General features: G+C 60.3%; 11 protein-coding genes. 6 read left to right on the top strand and 5 right to left on the bottom strand.

Going from position 1 to position 15,341, the window contains the following annotated elements; all coding sequences use genetic code 11:
- The first annotated feature begins 1 nt into the window (after window position 1).
- The 3 genes from AC3CHX_RS18805 to AC3CHX_RS18795 all read left to right on the top strand — a co-directional run bounded on the left by AC3CHX_RS18805 (window position 2) and on the right by AC3CHX_RS18795 (window position 4,609).
- Window positions 2-2,767 carry a beta strand repeat-containing protein gene (locus AC3CHX_RS18805; protein ID WP_488629547.1) on the top strand — a complete coding sequence of 922 codons (2,766 nt, stop codon included), beginning with the start codon at window positions 2-4 and terminating at the stop codon, window positions 2,765-2,767.
- Window positions 2,768-3,041: 274 nt separating this feature from the next.
- Window positions 3,042-3,743 (top strand): DUF2968 domain-containing protein, encoded by a 702-nt coding sequence (locus tag AC3CHX_RS18800; RefSeq protein ID WP_488629546.1) that lies wholly within the window; start codon window positions 3,042-3,044, stop codon window positions 3,741-3,743.
- 80 nt (window positions 3,744-3,823) lie between these two features.
- A complete protein-coding gene (locus tag AC3CHX_RS18795; RefSeq protein ID WP_488629545.1) occupies window positions 3,824-4,609 on the top strand; it encodes a DUF3658 domain-containing protein in 786 nt (261 codons plus the stop codon).
- Window positions 4,610-4,625: 16 nt separating this feature from the next.
- On the opposite strand, the gene AC3CHX_RS18790 is transcribed toward AC3CHX_RS18795, so the two are convergent.
- The 5 genes from AC3CHX_RS18790 to AC3CHX_RS18770 are packed head-to-tail and all read right to left on the bottom strand — an operon-like array spanning window position 4,626 to window position 10,237.
- Window positions 4,626-6,893 carry a xanthine dehydrogenase family protein molybdopterin-binding subunit gene (locus tag AC3CHX_RS18790; protein ID WP_488629544.1) on the bottom strand — a complete coding sequence of 756 codons (2,268 nt, stop codon included), beginning with the start codon at window positions 6,891-6,893 and terminating at the stop codon, window positions 4,626-4,628.
- 13 nt (window positions 6,894-6,906) lie between these two features.
- The gene (locus AC3CHX_RS18785; RefSeq protein ID WP_488629543.1) at window positions 6,907-7,539 is read right to left on the bottom strand and encodes an isochorismatase family protein; all 633 of its coding nucleotides are present in this window, start codon (window positions 7,537-7,539) and stop codon (window positions 6,907-6,909) included.
- 12 nt (window positions 7,540-7,551) lie between these two features.
- The gene (locus tag AC3CHX_RS18780) at window positions 7,552-8,598 is read right to left on the bottom strand and encodes a 2,5-dihydroxypyridine 5,6-dioxygenase NicX family protein (protein ID WP_488629542.1); all 1,047 of its coding nucleotides are present in this window, start codon (window positions 8,596-8,598) and stop codon (window positions 7,552-7,554) included.
- A gap of 27 nt (window positions 8,599-8,625) precedes the next feature.
- Complete coding sequence (locus AC3CHX_RS18775; protein ID WP_488629541.1) at window positions 8,626-9,459, bottom strand: alpha/beta fold hydrolase; 834 nt, start codon at window positions 9,457-9,459, stop codon at window positions 8,626-8,628.
- Window positions 9,460-9,484: 25 nt separating this feature from the next.
- A complete protein-coding gene (locus AC3CHX_RS18770; protein WP_488629540.1) occupies window positions 9,485-10,237 on the bottom strand; it encodes a maleate cis-trans isomerase family protein in 753 nt (250 codons plus the stop codon).
- A 347-nt stretch (window positions 10,238-10,584) separates the two neighbouring features.
- Here AC3CHX_RS18770 and AC3CHX_RS18765 point away from each other — a divergent pair, with 347 nt between their 5' ends.
- Genes AC3CHX_RS18765 through AC3CHX_RS18755 form a run of 3 tightly spaced genes read left to right on the top strand, consistent with a single transcriptional unit; the run spans window position 10,585 to window position 15,266 of the window.
- A complete protein-coding gene (locus AC3CHX_RS18765; RefSeq protein WP_488629539.1) occupies window positions 10,585-11,712 on the top strand; it encodes an FAD-dependent monooxygenase in 1,128 nt (375 codons plus the stop codon).
- A gap of 54 nt (window positions 11,713-11,766) precedes the next feature.
- Window positions 11,767-12,267 (top strand): (2Fe-2S)-binding protein, encoded by a 501-nt coding sequence (locus tag AC3CHX_RS18760; RefSeq protein WP_488629538.1) that lies wholly within the window; start codon window positions 11,767-11,769, stop codon window positions 12,265-12,267.
- Window positions 12,264-15,266, top strand: a complete 3,003-nt coding sequence (locus tag AC3CHX_RS18755) for a c-type cytochrome (protein ID WP_488629537.1) — start codon at window positions 12,264-12,266, stop codon at window positions 15,264-15,266. Before AC3CHX_RS18760 ends, AC3CHX_RS18755 begins: the two co-directional genes overlap by 4 nt.
- The last annotated feature ends 75 nt before the right edge of the window (window positions 15,267-15,341 follow it).

Here is a 15,341-nt window from a genome sequence, read left to right as displayed (position 1 = left end):
CATGGCGCAAACGAATACCACTCCAACCTCATTTATTTCTTCATGGGGCAACAATTTCATCGCACAGGCGAGCAACCCAACGCCCGCAGATTGGTTAGGTGCTGGGATGGGGGCAGTGAGTGGGCTGGTCGGAGAGGCGGCAAAGCTGACCGAGGAAGCTGCTCATGCGGCGGACTTATTGATTGGTGGGCAAGGAGCGGTTCCCGGTATTGCTATTGGAGGAGCGCAAGACGGACTCAGTGGCTTTTTCCGAGAAATGGCTGGTACAGCAGCAGGTACATTGGCGGGCTGGGGAGCTGAAAGCCTTGTAGTTGGCGGGGCTGCATCTGTGGCAGCTGTAGTCGCTCTTCCCGCAACTGCTGTTGCTGCCATCGGAATTGGTATGGCGGTTGTTACTGCATACGGTTTCGGTAAGTTTGTTACTAGCGGCATTGATACCTTCAACCAATGGCAGCAAGATGCAATATCTGAGGGGCCGTCGACTATTGATGTTCATCCACTTTCCGATGGTTCGACCATCACGACCTATGGGACTGGGGATTATGCAATCAGAGCGAATGGCGCCGTGTATTCCTTCGATAGTCAGGGTAACGTCACTGGCGTACAACTGGCAGGAGGTCAAAATATTGCAGTCGATAACCAAACCGGTGTGTTGACTGCAAGTGACAATTCAGGGGCGACGATATCTACCCAAGTGACGCCTGATGCGAATGGCCGTCTGCAGTTTACCGATCCGGCAACTGGCAACGCGCAAGGAATGGTTGGGCAGACGGCGGACGGCGGCATAGCGATGACCGATCCGTCGGGCGCTCAAGTCACGATACCTCAAGCGCAAAGCGGACTACTGCCAACGGTGTTTCAATTGAATGCCGATGGCACTACCAGCACTACGACTGTTTCCGCAGATGGCATGACAGCGACAACGCTCGTCATTGGGACGGACGGAAGTCCGGTCGTGACCTCGACAACCGTTGCTGACGCGGCAGCAAATACTTACCGCACTTCAACAACGAGCAGCAACGGCGAAGTCAATCAAAGCAATACGCTAGTTATCGATACTGACGGCAATATCAGTCAAAGTGAAACCATTGCAACCGATGCCAACGGCGTGAAAACCGACGACCTGAAAATCATGAATCCCGACGGTACGTTGGGGCACGAGACAAATACGGTCACGAGTACCGATGGCAGCACGCTTGAAGACGTCACCTATCGGTACCCAGGGAACTTCATTTTAAGCGAGACTATTGCGACGAGTGCTGATGGTCTGAGCCAATTCATCACAGAAAATGTGAATGGGATAGAGGTGGTAACCGAGAGCATTACAACCGATTCAAATGGTGTTAAAAACAATGATACAAAAATCCTGAGCCCCGATGGCACATTGACCGGCGAAAGCATAATCACCACCAATGTTGATGGCAGTAAGATCGAAGACGACATGTATTCAGCTTACGCCGGTACACCTTACGCTGAGATTGTGCGAACCCAAACAACCACCAATGTCGATGGTAGCAGCGTCTCAGTCCAAAAAAATATGGATGGCAATGGCACATTGCAAAACGAAAACACCGTCGCCACCAAAACTGATGGCACCAAAGTCACAGACTATGAGGTTTTTGATGCCAACGGCACGGTGTTAAGGAGCGACATCGAAACCATCAATACTGATGGCAGCTCGGTCGAAGAAATCAAGGCCCTGAGCTATGACGGCACGGCACAAGGCGATACCATCATCACCATCAATACTGACGGCAGCAAGATCGTAGACGCTAAATCCACGGAAATTGCCGACGGCGCGATGTTTGACGAAGACGTAACCACAACCAATGCCGATGGCAGTACGATCGATGACCATAAAATTTACGATAAAGGCCAGTTGGTAATCCATGATCTCACCACAACCAATGCCGATGGCAGCACAAAGGTATATGACGTTACAGTTCTGAATCCCGATGGAACGTTGGATAGACATACCACCGAGACCATCACCAAAGCCGGTGGCAGCACCGTCGACGACTATCAATCCAAAGGTGTCGACGGCAGTTTGCAAAGCGATACCACCACTACCAGGAACGCCAATAACCAGGTTGTTTCAGTGCAGTCGCAGCAGTATGAGCCAATCATCCTGAACCTGGCTGGCGACAAAGTCCAAACCACCAATCTCAGCACGTCGACAGCCTATTTCGATATGCAAAATGATGGTCAGCAGGTGCACACCGGCTGGGCCACTGCCGGTGAAGGCGTGCTGGTCTACGATCCCAACAACACTGGAATTGTGACGGACGGCGCCGATCTGGCCGGTGTTTCCGCAGTGTTATCGAATCAGGCAGGCATACTCGATGCCAGCAATTCATTGTGGGAGAAATTGAAGGTATGGGTTGACCCAACAGGTAACGCCAATTTCCAGCAGAGCGACCTCTATTCGCTGGATAAGCTAGGGATCACTTCCATCAATCTGAATGCGGCCAACGTGAACCTCAACAGCAACGGCAATACGATTCTGAGCGACAGCACGTTCACCTGGGCAAACGGTACTACCGGAGATATCGCCGGCGTCAAACTGGCATATAACCCGAACGTGGTGGTTGCTCCTGGTGCGCAGTCGAATAGTTCGGCCAGCATGGCGACGCAAGTGAACAACTTGATTCAAGCCATGGCGGCGTTTACGGATGGCGGTACAGGGATTGATCCAAACTTTGTGGCAAGCAGCGTCAATGCGGATACCTACCAATTGGCGGCAGCGCACACTGCGCAACACGTCTAAGTAATGTCGATGATGTCAGCATCTTGCCAACGTTCATGCGCCACTCGAGGTCGTCGAAACCCGGAAGCGTCGTCAATTTTCAAGCCAAATTTCAGTTCGTGGATACCCATGAGTTTCGCACAGCCCGTATCAATATTGTGTTGGCGGCGGTCCCGCCAGAATTAAACCGGACACTACTGAAAAACAGTGCTTATTAGCAACAGCATTCAAGTTAAAATTGGCGACTATGCTGTGCCATGTATCGACAAATCAAATGATGGAAGGGAAATAGGGGATGAACGTGAATGTACGCAATATGGTCAGTGCAATGGGAGTCGGATTGTGCATTGCAGGGCTGTCGGCTAACGCAATGGCGCAGTCATCCAGCCGTTCTGCGGCCGTGCCGGCAGTCGCCGCAGCATCGGGCAGCGCCTTGCCTGCCGCTGGTAGCGCTATCGACAGCGCCAACAGCACCAGCGGCGAACTGCAGCAATTGATGCAAGGTCAGGCGATCAGCGAGTTGCGCACCACTTATAACGGCAATTACGGCGCCAGCCTGCTGTTCAAGCCGGAGGGCCGGATCTATTACGTTGCGCTGTTTCAGCAAAAGAATTTCTGGCGCGTAGTGAAAACCACGTCCGAAGTACAAGCCGAGCAGACCTATAAAAGTTTTGTCGGTCAGACCGAAAAACTGGCCGAAGTGGATATCCGCCGGATCAAGCTGGAAGCGGACAAGGACTTCACCGAGCAATTGATTTCGCATCAGGAAACACGTTTGGTGGCACTGCAAAACGATCTGGCGGTACAGCATCAGCAAGAACAACGCGTCGCGGTACAACAAGACCAGTCGCGTCAGCAAGCCCAGACATTGAGCAATAAGCAGCAATCTGCCCGTAACCAATTGGCAGCATTGCAAAATCGTATCCATGCGCTGGAAGCGCAGCAGACGACACTTGACGGCAGCAATTTTGCGGGTGGCAAAGCGGGGGCAAAATAAGTTTGTAGCAAAAGGCTGCCGGGCCTGTGGGCGGGGCCTGGCAGCTTGTGGCGAAGTTCTAGCGAAATCCGGGAGTTCAAATGAGCGATTTTCACATTGTTGCCTCTATACCCGCAGCCGGTTGTTTGCGGTATGCCGTCTCGGAGCGCCGGCTGTCCGGCAAAGTGTTCTCCATCGAGTATCCGCTTAACCTTGGTCCGTTAACCGACGGATATAAGCGCATGGCTTTTTTTCAAGAGCTCTGCGATGGTTATCCTCCGCCTCCTCTCGACGATCCCGCGTTCGTCGAGTATTACACGACTTCCGGTGATGCTTTCGCTCCATGGCAGACTATGCGGGACCAACTACAAAAACACGCACCGGATAGATTGCTCATATGGACAAGCGGCAGCGGCGAAGACTACGTATTCCTGCGGATGGCTTGTCATCGGCTCGCTGATACGGGGGGCACGTTGTACCAGGTTCCGGTACCACCATGCCCGGATGGCATGCGCGCCGTCGCCGCCCACCCACCTGAAATTCTGGCACCGCTAGTCGCCGGCGCGGTTGCCTTGGCCGCAAACGAGTGCAGCCTCCTGGCGCAAGAATTCGAAGCAATCGCCGCACACCCGGCGCTTCTGCGCGAAGTCGATGAATCCGGATGCCTGGTCTTCAAGAGTCTTTCTGCCCATGACGACCTGCTCATCGACGCCTGTTCGAGCGAATGGCGTGAGGCCTTACGGGTTGTTGGCGACGCCATGTGGCGTTGTGACCGACGTAACCCACTGGGGGACCAGTTCTTGATGTCGCGTCTGAAATATCTGATTGATTCCGGCAGAATCGACGTTCGTGACGACGGCCATCAGGTACGGCGGCGCGCCGAATGATGCACAGTCCGACGCATCATGAATTCAACGCCCTCAGCACGCATTCCGCCGTAAACGGCGGCTGCCGGAAGCGGCGGCCGGTGGCATCGAACAGCGCGTTGGCGATGGCTGCCGCGCTCGGCACCGAAGCCGATTCGCCGGCGCCGAGCGGGGGTTCCTCCTGGCGCGGCATCAAGACTACCTCGATCGGCGGCACCTCGGTAAAGCTCAGGATCGGGTAGGCACCCCACTCCAGGCTGGTCACGCCGCTCCGGTCGAACGTCACCTGTTCTTTCAGGGTCCGGCTGAGCGACTGGATCACATTCCCGTGAATCTGGTGGCGCACGCCGTCGGGATTGACCATCATGCCGGTGTCCTGGCCGACGACTATCCGCTTGACGCTGATATTTCCGCTACGCGTATCGACTGCAATGTCGATCGCCCAGGCGGCCCAGGCGGCGCCGAAACCGGGGAACGCGCTGTGGATGTAGCGGGCGTAGGCAAAACCGCGGCCATGCAGCAGGCCGGCGCTATCGGCCCGGCCGCGCGATCCCGCGGCGCCGCTGTGCCAGTCGGCGCGCCGGGCGACGGCCTCGATCAACTCGATAGCGCGGCGGTCGGTCAGATGGCGGAGCCGGAGTGCAACCGGATCGGCGCCGGCTTCCACTGCCAGTTCATCGATGAACGATTCATGCGCGAAGACATTCGGCAATGCCGATACGCCGCGCAACCAGGCCGCGCGCACGATGGGCGCAACGTCGTCGCAGGCGATATGGGTGTGCATATATTGGTAGGGCGGGACCGCGCTGCGGTCGCCCATTTCCAGCACGCGCGGCTGGCCCGGTACGACGCCGGTCAGCAGCAGGGCCAGCGTCGGGGCGTCGTTGGAGGGATACCGGGTGACGAAATCGTAGGCGGCCAGGTCGCCATCGGCCGTGATGGCGCCTTTGACATCCATCAGTTGCGCTGCACCTTTCGGTTCCCAGGCGTGTTCCTGTTCGCGCGACAACTGCACCCGCACCGGCCGGCCCACCGCATGCGCCAGCAGCGCGGCATCGGCGCTGACGTCGTCGGCACAATTGCGGCCATAGCAGCCGGCGACTTCCATCCGGACAATTTCAATCTGCGCTTCGTCCAGCTGCAGCAAGCGCGCCAGGTCGATCCGCAGGACGTGCGGATTCTGGGTGCCGGACCAGACGGTCAGACTATCGTCCCGATAATCCGCCAGCGCGCAGGAAGGTCCGATCGAGGCATGCATCTGGTACGGCCAGACATAGCTGCGCTGCAAGACGGTGGCGGCTTGCGCCAGCGCGGCAGCGACATCGCCGTGCTGATGCAAGTGGCGGCGTTTCGATGGAATATCGCGCAGGGCGGTTTCCAGGTCTGACAGGTCGGGCAAGGGCGGATGCGGCTGCCATTCCACCTTGAGCTGTCTGGCGGCGCGGCATGCCTGCTCTTCGCGTTCGGCCACCACGCCGACGAAGTCGCCGAGTACCACCACTTTGACGATGCCCGGCAGATCCCGGATCGAGCCGGTATCGACCGCAATCAAACTGCGGCCGATGAAGTCGCCGCTGTCGCGACCGGCATACGGCGGCCGTACCACGCGGCCGTGCAGCATGCCGGGGACGCGCATGTCGTGGACGTACACCAGCGCGCCGCCGGCCTTGGCCGGGATATCCACACGCGCCGTACTGCGTCCGACGATGCGATATGCGCTGACCGGCTTGAGCGGTATGTCAGCCGGACTCAGCGTCAGTTCGATGCGTTGGCCTTGCAGCAATTGCCCGTATTCAATGGCGCTGGCGGGATCGCTGCCGGCGCCGATGGTGCCGATGGTGCCGTTTTCGACCGTCAGGTCTTCCAGCGCAATATGCAAGACTTCAGCGGCGCGCGCCAGCAGGAATTGGCGCGCCTGGGCCGCGGCTTTGCGCAGCGGCACGGCCGATATCTGGATGGTGGCGCTGGCAATCGTCGGCCCCTGGTTGGGCGTTTCTCCGGTATGCCCCAGCACCATGCTGACCTGTTCCAGCGCAACGTCGAGTTCTTCGGCCACGATTTGCGCCAGCGCCGTTTGGATGCCGGTGCCCAGATCGACGTGACCGTTGAAGGCCGACACCGTGCCGTTGCCGAACACCGCGATAAATACATCGGGTTCGGCTGCGACATAGGCTGATGCCGCGCCGGGCTGGCCGGAGGCCGGCTGCGGCGCGGCTTGCGGCGCGCGCGTCACCAGCAGCACATTGCCGGATTGCAGCAGGCTGCGGCGGGTGGTTTTCGGCGTTTGATAGGGCGTCCGGGTCATCCTGCTTCCTTGGTTAGCAGTCCTGAACTTGCCTGATGGCGTTTAGTGCTTCTTCCAGCGGCAGCACCGTCGCATATTTTTGCGCCATGTCGAACAGATTGGCTGCATGCGGGCCCAGCGCACGATCGCCGACGCAGTCGGATACCACCAGCGGGCGGAACCCGTAGGACATCGCATCGACCACGCTGGAGCGCACGCAACCGCTGGTCACGGCACCGGCCACCAGCAGGGTTTGCACGCCATGCTGGGTCAGCCACGGCGCCAGCGAGGTGCCGAAGAAAGCGGACGGCACGGTCTTGCGGACCACCAGTTCGCCGGCTTGCGGTGTCAGTTCGGGCACGATGGCGCTGTTCGGCGCATCTTCCGTGAGCGTCACCAGACCCGGCACTTTCATGCCGAAGATGTTGCGATCGGACGCATCCGGCGCAAACACGATGCGGCTATGCGCCACCGGCCAGCCTTGCGCGCGGGCCGCTGCCAGCAGCTTCACGGTTTGCGCGATGGCCGCCGGGATATTGCCGCCGCCGAAGACTTCCGGATCGGCAAAACCGTTGACCAGATCGACGATCAGCAAACCGAACGGCGCCTTGATCGGCAAGTCATTGCCAAAGCCCTGGCGTTGGTAGGTGGATACTTCTGCATGCATTTTGTCGACTCCTTATGTGTATTGGTAACCGTCCAGAACCTTGCCGGCGCGTACTACCTGCTCGCCATCCAGCGCGATGCTGCAGCGGCGCAGCGGGATGTCGATATGGCAGGCGGTGGTGCGGCTGCCGCCCGCTTCATTGTTGGGGCCGAAGGAAAACAGGAAATTGCCTTCGTAAGCGCGCGCATCCATGCCGATGGTCGCTTCGCGGTCGTACATGGCGAGTGTCGACCATTGAGCACGCGGTTGCAGGCCCCAGCCGATATGCGACATGGCATACGCTTCGGGATCGTTGAATGACGCCATGTATTCGCTCAGCAGTTCGGCATCCAGCTCGCCGTCGATCGCGCTCACGAAACCGTCTTTGACGGTGACCCGGACCGGCGCTTGCGCATACGACTTCATCGGCAGCAGGATGTCGCCGCGGTCGATCACGATGCTGCCCTGGGTGGCGCGTTCGTTGGGCCAGGTCAGCACGAAGCCGCTCGGCCAGTGATCCCAGCGCCCCGGCTGATCGACAAAGCCGTATTCGCTGATGACCGGGAATTCGCCCAGCGGGCAGCGCAGGTCGGTGCCGGCATCGGACACGATGTGCATTTCCCTGGCGCGCCCGATGCGTTCGGCGGCGCGCGTCACGCGGGTCCGGTCATGTTCGCTCGGCACCATGCGCAGCAAGACTTCGGGCGGTTCGACGGCGAGCAGGATCTTGGTGCCGGTTTTCAGGATGTCATGTTGCTCGGGCGAGAACAGCAAGGTCATCAGATCGAGCACCAGATCGCTCTCCTTGAGGGCGGCGATGGCGGCGCGATTGCCGGTCAGCGGGGTGGTGCCCAGATACGCCAGCGCGTCGCGGCTGAGCGATTTTTCGGCATTCACCGGTTGCAGGTCGAGCCGGTTCGGAATGGCGCCCAGCAAGCCCACTGCCGTGATCGCGGTGGATAGTGTTTGCGGATGCGTGGCGCTGCTGGTCAGCACCGTCACGATTTGTCCGGGTGCGAGTTTGGAAAGGGTCAATACCTGGGTCCAGGCTTGGATAAGATCGTGGTCGCTGACAGCCATGTGCGCTCCTTGTGTTGATTACAGTAATTAGTCAGCTTGCAGCGGGGCGCCCAGGAAGTCGCCGAAGGCGGCATAAAAGCCTTCTTCATCATCCCACGGAATCATGTGCCCCGCATTGGCTACCCGCGCCACTTCCAGCTGCGGCAGCAAGCTGCGGCATTCGTCGATATCGACCGGCAGCAGCACGTCGCCGCGCCCGGCAACGATCAGCAGCGACGGGACCTTGACCTGCGCCAGATCGGCATGGATGTCGTCCGTGTGAAAGCTGTCGAAGCTGGCGATGATGGCGCGTTCGTCGCAGGTATGCAGCCACTCGGCGCGCAATTGCAACTGGGCCTCGGTCCAGGTCGGGCAAAAGGCGCGCATCTGTTCCGCGCTGCAGCCTTCCCGTGCGATTTTCATCGAATCGACATACCACGGCAATTTGGCGGGATAGGCGCGCCGTCCGGGGCCGGATACCGGCGGATCCAGCAGCACCAGCTTGCACAGGCCGGGCGGCTGTGCGCGCGCGGCCCGGATCCCGATCCGGGCGCCCATCGAATGGCCGACGATGGCGTAGCGCTGCAGTCCAAGCGCCGCCGCGAAAGCGCTGACGTCGGCCGCCTGGGCGTCGAGTCCGTAATCGAGCGTGTCCGAGGCTTGCGACAGGCCGCGCCCGCGCACGTCCAGGATATAGGTATCGAATGCGCGCCCAAAGCGCTCGCCGACAAAGCCCCAGGTAATCGCGGGACTGGTGATGCCGGGCACGATGATGACGGCATCGCGCCGGTCGCGGCCATCGGCGCTGCCGCCATAGCGCAGATAATGCTGGCGAATGCCGTTGGCGTTGACGTTGGCGCCGTAGAGGAAAGTGCTGTTCATGATGGCTTTCTGCGGATGCGTGCGATTAGTATGCGCCGGACAGCAGGGCGCCGGCGCCCGGTACGATCGGCTCCAGTTGCAATTGCTTGAGGATCGCGTAAGCGGTGGCGACCGCTGCGGTAATCACCGGTTTGCCGGTCATCGCTTCAACCTGCGCAATCACCGGCAGCGACGGCATCTGGACGCAGGCCGAGAGCACGATCGCATCGACACCGCTGGTGTCCATCTGGGCTACGATCGCGGGCAGGAGCGAGGGGTCGTGACGGCCGACTTCCAGGTTGTCGGCAATCTCAAGTGCACGGTAATCCACGACCTCGAAACCTTCGTTGCGGATATAGTCCACCACCAGTTCGGTCAGCGGTTTCATATAGGGGGCGACGACGACGATGCGTTTGGCGCCGATGACTTTGAGGGCATCGATCAGCGCGCCGGCACTGGTCACCACGGGGGCGTCGGCACCGTTGGCGGCGGTATGCGCGGTCAGGCGTTTTTCCGAAACGCGGTGATAGCCGTGGCCCATTGCCATGATGGCAACCAGGCAGGCATAGCCGAGCACATCGACGCGCGCATCGCTGAGTTCGAGCGCGCAGCGGTCGGATTCCGCATCCATCGCAGCAAGCTCCTCTTTTTCCACCTTCTTCATACGCATGCGGCTGGAGTGAAAGGTGAACCGTTCGGGGCGTATCTGTTGACGTGCCATCAACATGGCTGGAATTTCGGTTTCCATCGTGGTGTTCGAGCTCGGCACGATCTGCCCGATTCGGAAAGCTTTTTGCATCTTGATCTCCTTGAGTGTGAAACAGCCAATTGACAGTGCTGCATTGAGAGGCCGGCAGCTTTCCGTAAAGGGAGCTATTTCCAGCAATGTATAGTGTATGCACTACATTATTACAATTTTTGACGCTTTGCAAGCGAGCTTTCGCCTTTGTCTGGGTTTTCACTCTCATCACCAATATAGTGCGTATGAATGCTCTAAATTGGCGCAATGCAGCATTTGTCGCCCGAAACAAGGGCGCGCTTATTTGCTGAAAACATTTTCTTTACAATGCAATTTGTGGTGTGTACACTTAATTCGAGTTCATCAAACGACGACCAAATTTTCGAATCATCGCTAGGAGAGAGATCGTGCAAAAATCACCGCGTATTGCCGTTATCGGGGCCGGACTGGGAGGTGCTGCTGCGGCATCGTTGCTGCATCAGGCTGGATTTAACGTCAGGCTGTATGAGCAGGCGCCGGTGTTTTCCCGCCTGGGCGCCGGTATCCATCTGGGGCCGAACGTGATGAAAGTGATGCGCAAGATCGGGATTGAAGACGCGCTTAATAGGACCGGCTCGCATCCCGATTTCTGGTATAGCCGCGACTGGAAGACGGGCGAGGAAATCGCCAAGATCCCGCTGGGCGACTATGCGCTGTCGCATTACGGTTCCAGCTACCTGACCGTGCATCGCGGCGATTTCCATGCCTTGATGATCGATGCGATTCCAGCCGGCGTGCTGGCGTACAACAAGCGCTTGAGCAAGGTGGAAGACCGCGGCGACGTGGTGCACCTGACGTTCACCGACGGCACTACCGAAGAAGCCGATATCGTGATCGGCGCCGATGGCATCAATTCCAAGATCCGCGATACCTTGCTCGGCGAGGAACCGCCAAAATACACCGGCTACGTCGGCCACCGCGCGGTGTTCCCGGTGTCCGGCGTCAAGGGTTTTACCCACGACCTGTGCACCAAGTGGTGGTCCGACGACCGCCATATGATGGTGTATTTCGTTACCGGCAAGAAAGACGAGATTTATTATGTGACCGGGGTGCCGGAAGCGACCTGGGATTTGAGCAAAAGCTGGGTGCCGAGCAGCCGCGATGAAATGCACGCCGCGTTCGACGGCTGGCACCACGGCGTGCAGTCATTGATCGATGCCAGCGAGAATGTCACCAAGTGGCCGCTGCTGGAGCGCGATCCATTGCCGCTCTGGAGCCGTGGCCGCCTGGTGCTGCTGGGCGATGCCTGCCACCCGATGAAGCCGCATATGGCGCAGGGTGCGGCGATGGCGATCGAGGATGCCGCGATGCTGACACGCTGTTTCCAGCAAGTCGGTCTGAGCGATTTCTCCAGCGCATTTGCGTTATACGAGGCGAATCGCGCCGAGCGTGCCAGCAAAGTACAACTGGTTTCGCACAACAACACCTGGTTGCGCGACAATGAAAATCCGGACTGGTGCTTCGGTTATGACGTTTTCAAGGTGCCGTTGGTCTGATACCTAAATCGCCGTTAAATTAAATAAGCCAGCAGAGCTTTTCAGAGACACGCCATGTCAGCGACACGCGCCTTTTCACTTGATGTCAATCACGCCCGACATACGCTGGACGTGGCGCCGGACGTGCCCTTGTTGTACGTACTGCGCAACGACCTCGGTTTAAACGGTCCCAAGTTCGGTTGCGGCCTGGGCGAGTGCGGCGCCTGTACCGTCTTGATCGACGGTGTGGCGGCGCGTTCCTGCGTGATTCCGGTAAAGGGTGTCGAAGGCCGCAAGATACTCACGCTGGAAGGCCTGGCTTGCGACGGGCGGCCCGATCCGGTGCAGCAAGCCTTCATTCAAGAACAGGCAGCGCAGTGCGGTTACTGCCTGAACGGCATGATCATGACCATCAAGGCACTGCTGCTGCGCCAGCCGGATCCGTCGGAACAAGAGATTCGCGCCGAACTGGAATTCAACCTGTGCCGCTGCGGCACGCATATCGAAATCCTGCGCGCGGCGCAACTCGCGGTCAAATTGACGGCCGCGGCAAGCCGGCAGGAGGGGGCCGCATGATGGGCAAGAACATGCGCCCCGGCTCGCCGTCCGCTGCGATGCCAACGGCTGGCGGCAGCGATATGCTGTTCGGCCGCGTGCTGCGTCCGCCGCTGACCGGTTGGGATGGCCAGCGCTACAACGGTGCGCGTCTGGAGCGGGTAGATGCGGCCTCGGTCAGCGATATCCCGGGTATCGTGAAAATCGTGGTGCAGGGCAATTTTGTCGGCGTGGTGGCGACGCACGATAAATATGCGCTGCAGGCGGTGGCCAGATTGCAGGTGACGTGGAAGCTGCCGCAACGCGCACTGCCATTCGGCCGCGCGGATAAAAACCAGCCGTCGGTGCCGCTCCGGCAAACGTTATTCGCACGCGGAGATGTGGCCGACGCAATGCAAAACGCCGTTGCGCTGGTGGAGCGGACCTATGCCTGGCCCGAGCTCCCTGACGCCACCGACGCAAGCGATCCTTCTTTATGGGCCATCGCGCATTGCAGCGCCAGAAACATCGCGGTCTGGGCGACCACCGCGGCGCCGCGCGTGTTGGCGGCGGAAATTGCAGCGTTGCTGGCACTCCCGCAAGCGGCCGTCAGTATCATTGCCGCTGCACCGGGTGCCGGCGCGCATCTTACTGGCGGCAACCATGCCGCCGCTGATGCGGCGTTGCTGTCGCATGCGGTCAGGAAAATGGTGCGGGTCCAACTGGATGCCGCGCAGGTACGCAGCCATCCACCCGGCACACATCACGATCTGGTCGCGCATGTCGCCGGCGCGCTGGATGCGGCAAGCAACATTGCCGCCTACACCTATACGACGACTGCCCGCAGCGGCGCAGGCCCAATGCCGACCCTGGCTTTATTGCTGACCGGCACCCGCCTGCCGGTCAGCGATGTGCAGGATAAGCCGGGGCTGGCGCCGGCGCTGCTGCCGCCGTATGCCTTTCCCAATCTGCATATCGTCAACACCGCTGTGGCAGAGGCCTGCGCCGGTGTGCTGCAGCAGCCGGCGCAGGCGCACGTCTTCGCCCATGAGTCGTATATGCATGAGGCCGCGCATCAGGCCGGCGCCGATCCGCTCGCATTTCGCTTGCGCCACCTGCAGGATGCACGCGGCGCGGCGTTGATTGAAACAGTGGCGCGGCAAGCCGGCTGGTGTGCGCAGGGCGATGCAAGCGCCGCGTCCACAGCCGACGGCATCCTGCGCGGGCGCGGCTTTGCCTACGCCAACGTGATCGAAAACGCCGGCGCCGACGAGCGGCGCAGCTGGTCGGCCTGGGTCGCCGATGTCGAGTACGATCAGCAATCGGGTGAGGTCAGCGTGACGCGGGTGGTGGTCGGACAAGACTTTGCCGACGCGGATCAGGTAGCGCCGCCACTGCAAGCCATTGAAAACCAACCGATCCAGGACGACGCCAGGCAAACCGTGCGCGGCTTGTTGCAACACGGCGCGTCGTTTGACAACTGGGGCACGGCCAAGTATGACCTTGCAACGCTGGCGGTATCGCCCTTGGCCCAGGTCCCTGCGGTGGAACTGGTCGGCGCATGCCCGACCGTGGCCGGGCCAACCCGGCTGGCCGCCGGCGGGGCGTTTGCGCTGCCTGCCGCTGCCGCGGTCGCGAATGCGATTTTCGATGCGACCGGCGTGCGCCTGCGTTCGCCGCCGTTCAGCGGTGAACGCATCAAGCTGGCACTGGCCGGGAATCGGCGCGCGCCCGGCAAGCGGCGCTACGGTGCATTGGGCGCTGCCGCCGCGACGTTAGCCGGCCTGGTTTTGCTGGCGTTGCCGTGGCGTTCGTCGATTGCACCGGTCGCGTCGCCGGACCCGACGTTGTATTCCGCGGCGACCATTGCGCGCGGCCGGCTGGTCGCAGCGGCAGGCGATTGCGTGGTCTGTCATACCGCGCCCAACGGCGTCCCGAATGCCGGCGGACTGGCGCTGGACACGCCATTTGGCACCATCTACAGCACCAACATCACGCCCGATGTGAAAACCGGTATCGGCAACTGGTCGTATGCCGCATTCGAACGTGCGATGCGCGAGGGCATTCATCGCGACGGCAAACATTTGTATCCCGCCTTTCCCTACACCGCATTCGCCAAAACCAGCGATGCCGATTTGCAGGCGCTGTACGGCTACCTGATGGCGCAGCCGCCGGTTGCGAGCGCAGCGCCCGCAACCAGGCTGGCCTTCCCCTACAATCTGCGGCCCCTGATGGCCGGCTGGAACCTGCTGTTCCACAAAGCGCAGGTGTACCAGGCGGACCCGGCCCGCTCGGCGCAATGGAATCGCGGCGCGTATCTGGCCGAAGGGCTGGGGCATTGCAGCGCCTGCCATACGCCGCGCAATCTGCTCGGCGCGGAAAAAGGCGGGCGCGCCTATCTGACCGGCGGCGTGGCGGAAGGATGGGAAGCGCCCGCGCTGACGGCATTGTCGACGGCGCCCATTCCCTGGAGCGAGACAGAGCTATTCAATTATCTGCGCACCGGCTACTCGCGGCTGCACGGTGTGGCGGCCGGCCCGATGGCGCCGGTGGTCACCGAGTTGACGCAATTGCCGGAAGACGATGTGCGCGCGATCGCCCATTACATCGCCTCGTTCAATCCACCCGCCGCGCCCGCGGCAGAGCACACCGAACTGGCTGCGCAGATGGAAAAAAACAGCCTGCTGCCGGCGCAAAATGTGTCGACGCTGGGCAAGAATCTGTATCAGGGCGCCTGTGCGGTGTGTCACCAGGCCGGCAGCGGACCGGCGCTATTCGGCGTCAAGCCTTCGCTCGCGCTGAATACCAATTTGCATAGCGCCACCCCGGACAACCTGGTGCAAGTGATTCTCAACGGGATCGCGGCACCGGCCAGCGCGGAGCTCGGTTACATGCCGGGGTTCAAGGATAGCTTTAACGATCGGCAGGTGGTCGAACTGGCGCGCTATTTGCGTGCACGTTTTGCCGCCGACAAACCGGCCTGGACCGGGATAGAGGACAGCGTGGCGCGGATACGGGCGCAGGCAACGGCGGAGCATTGATAAGAACTCGCAAGGCGGCAGCCGCGACGCGTGGCTGCTGCGGGATGGCAGGGTGTTTTAACAGTATCGGATCGC

Source organism: Glaciimonas sp. OK215 (assembly GCF_057787885.1).
Note: the sequence above shows the minus strand (reverse complement) of the source record. Positions and strands in the feature narration are given on the sequence as shown.

What these genes read in the sequence shown, in the direction of transcription:
- AC3CHX_RS18755 (WP_488629537.1), top strand. Translation starts at nt 12,264, where the DNA reads ATGATGGGCAAGAACATGCGCCCCGGCTCGCCGTCCGCTGCGATGCCA.
- AC3CHX_RS18790 (WP_488629544.1), bottom strand. Translation starts at nt 6,893, where the DNA reads ATGACCCGGACGCCCTATCAAACGCCGAAAACCACCCGCCGCAGCCTG.
- AC3CHX_RS18800 (WP_488629546.1), top strand. Translation starts at nt 3,042, where the DNA reads ATGAACGTGAATGTACGCAATATGGTCAGTGCAATGGGAGTCGGATTG.
- AC3CHX_RS18775 (WP_488629541.1), bottom strand. Translation starts at nt 9,459, where the DNA reads ATGAACAGCACTTTCCTCTACGGCGCCAACGTCAACGCCAACGGCATT.
- AC3CHX_RS18760 (WP_488629538.1), top strand. Translation starts at nt 11,767, where the DNA reads ATGTCAGCGACACGCGCCTTTTCACTTGATGTCAATCACGCCCGACAT.
- AC3CHX_RS18805 (WP_488629547.1), top strand. Translation starts at nt 2, where the DNA reads ATGGCGCAAACGAATACCACTCCAACCTCATTTATTTCTTCATGGGGC.
- AC3CHX_RS18780 (WP_488629542.1), bottom strand. Translation starts at nt 8,598, where the DNA reads ATGGCTGTCAGCGACCACGATCTTATCCAAGCCTGGACCCAGGTATTG.
- AC3CHX_RS18795 (WP_488629545.1), top strand. Translation starts at nt 3,824, where the DNA reads ATGAGCGATTTTCACATTGTTGCCTCTATACCCGCAGCCGGTTGTTTG.
- AC3CHX_RS18785 (WP_488629543.1), bottom strand. Translation starts at nt 7,539, where the DNA reads ATGCATGCAGAAGTATCCACCTACCAACGCCAGGGCTTTGGCAATGAC.
- AC3CHX_RS18770 (WP_488629540.1), bottom strand. Translation starts at nt 10,237, where the DNA reads ATGCAAAAAGCTTTCCGAATCGGGCAGATCGTGCCGAGCTCGAACACC.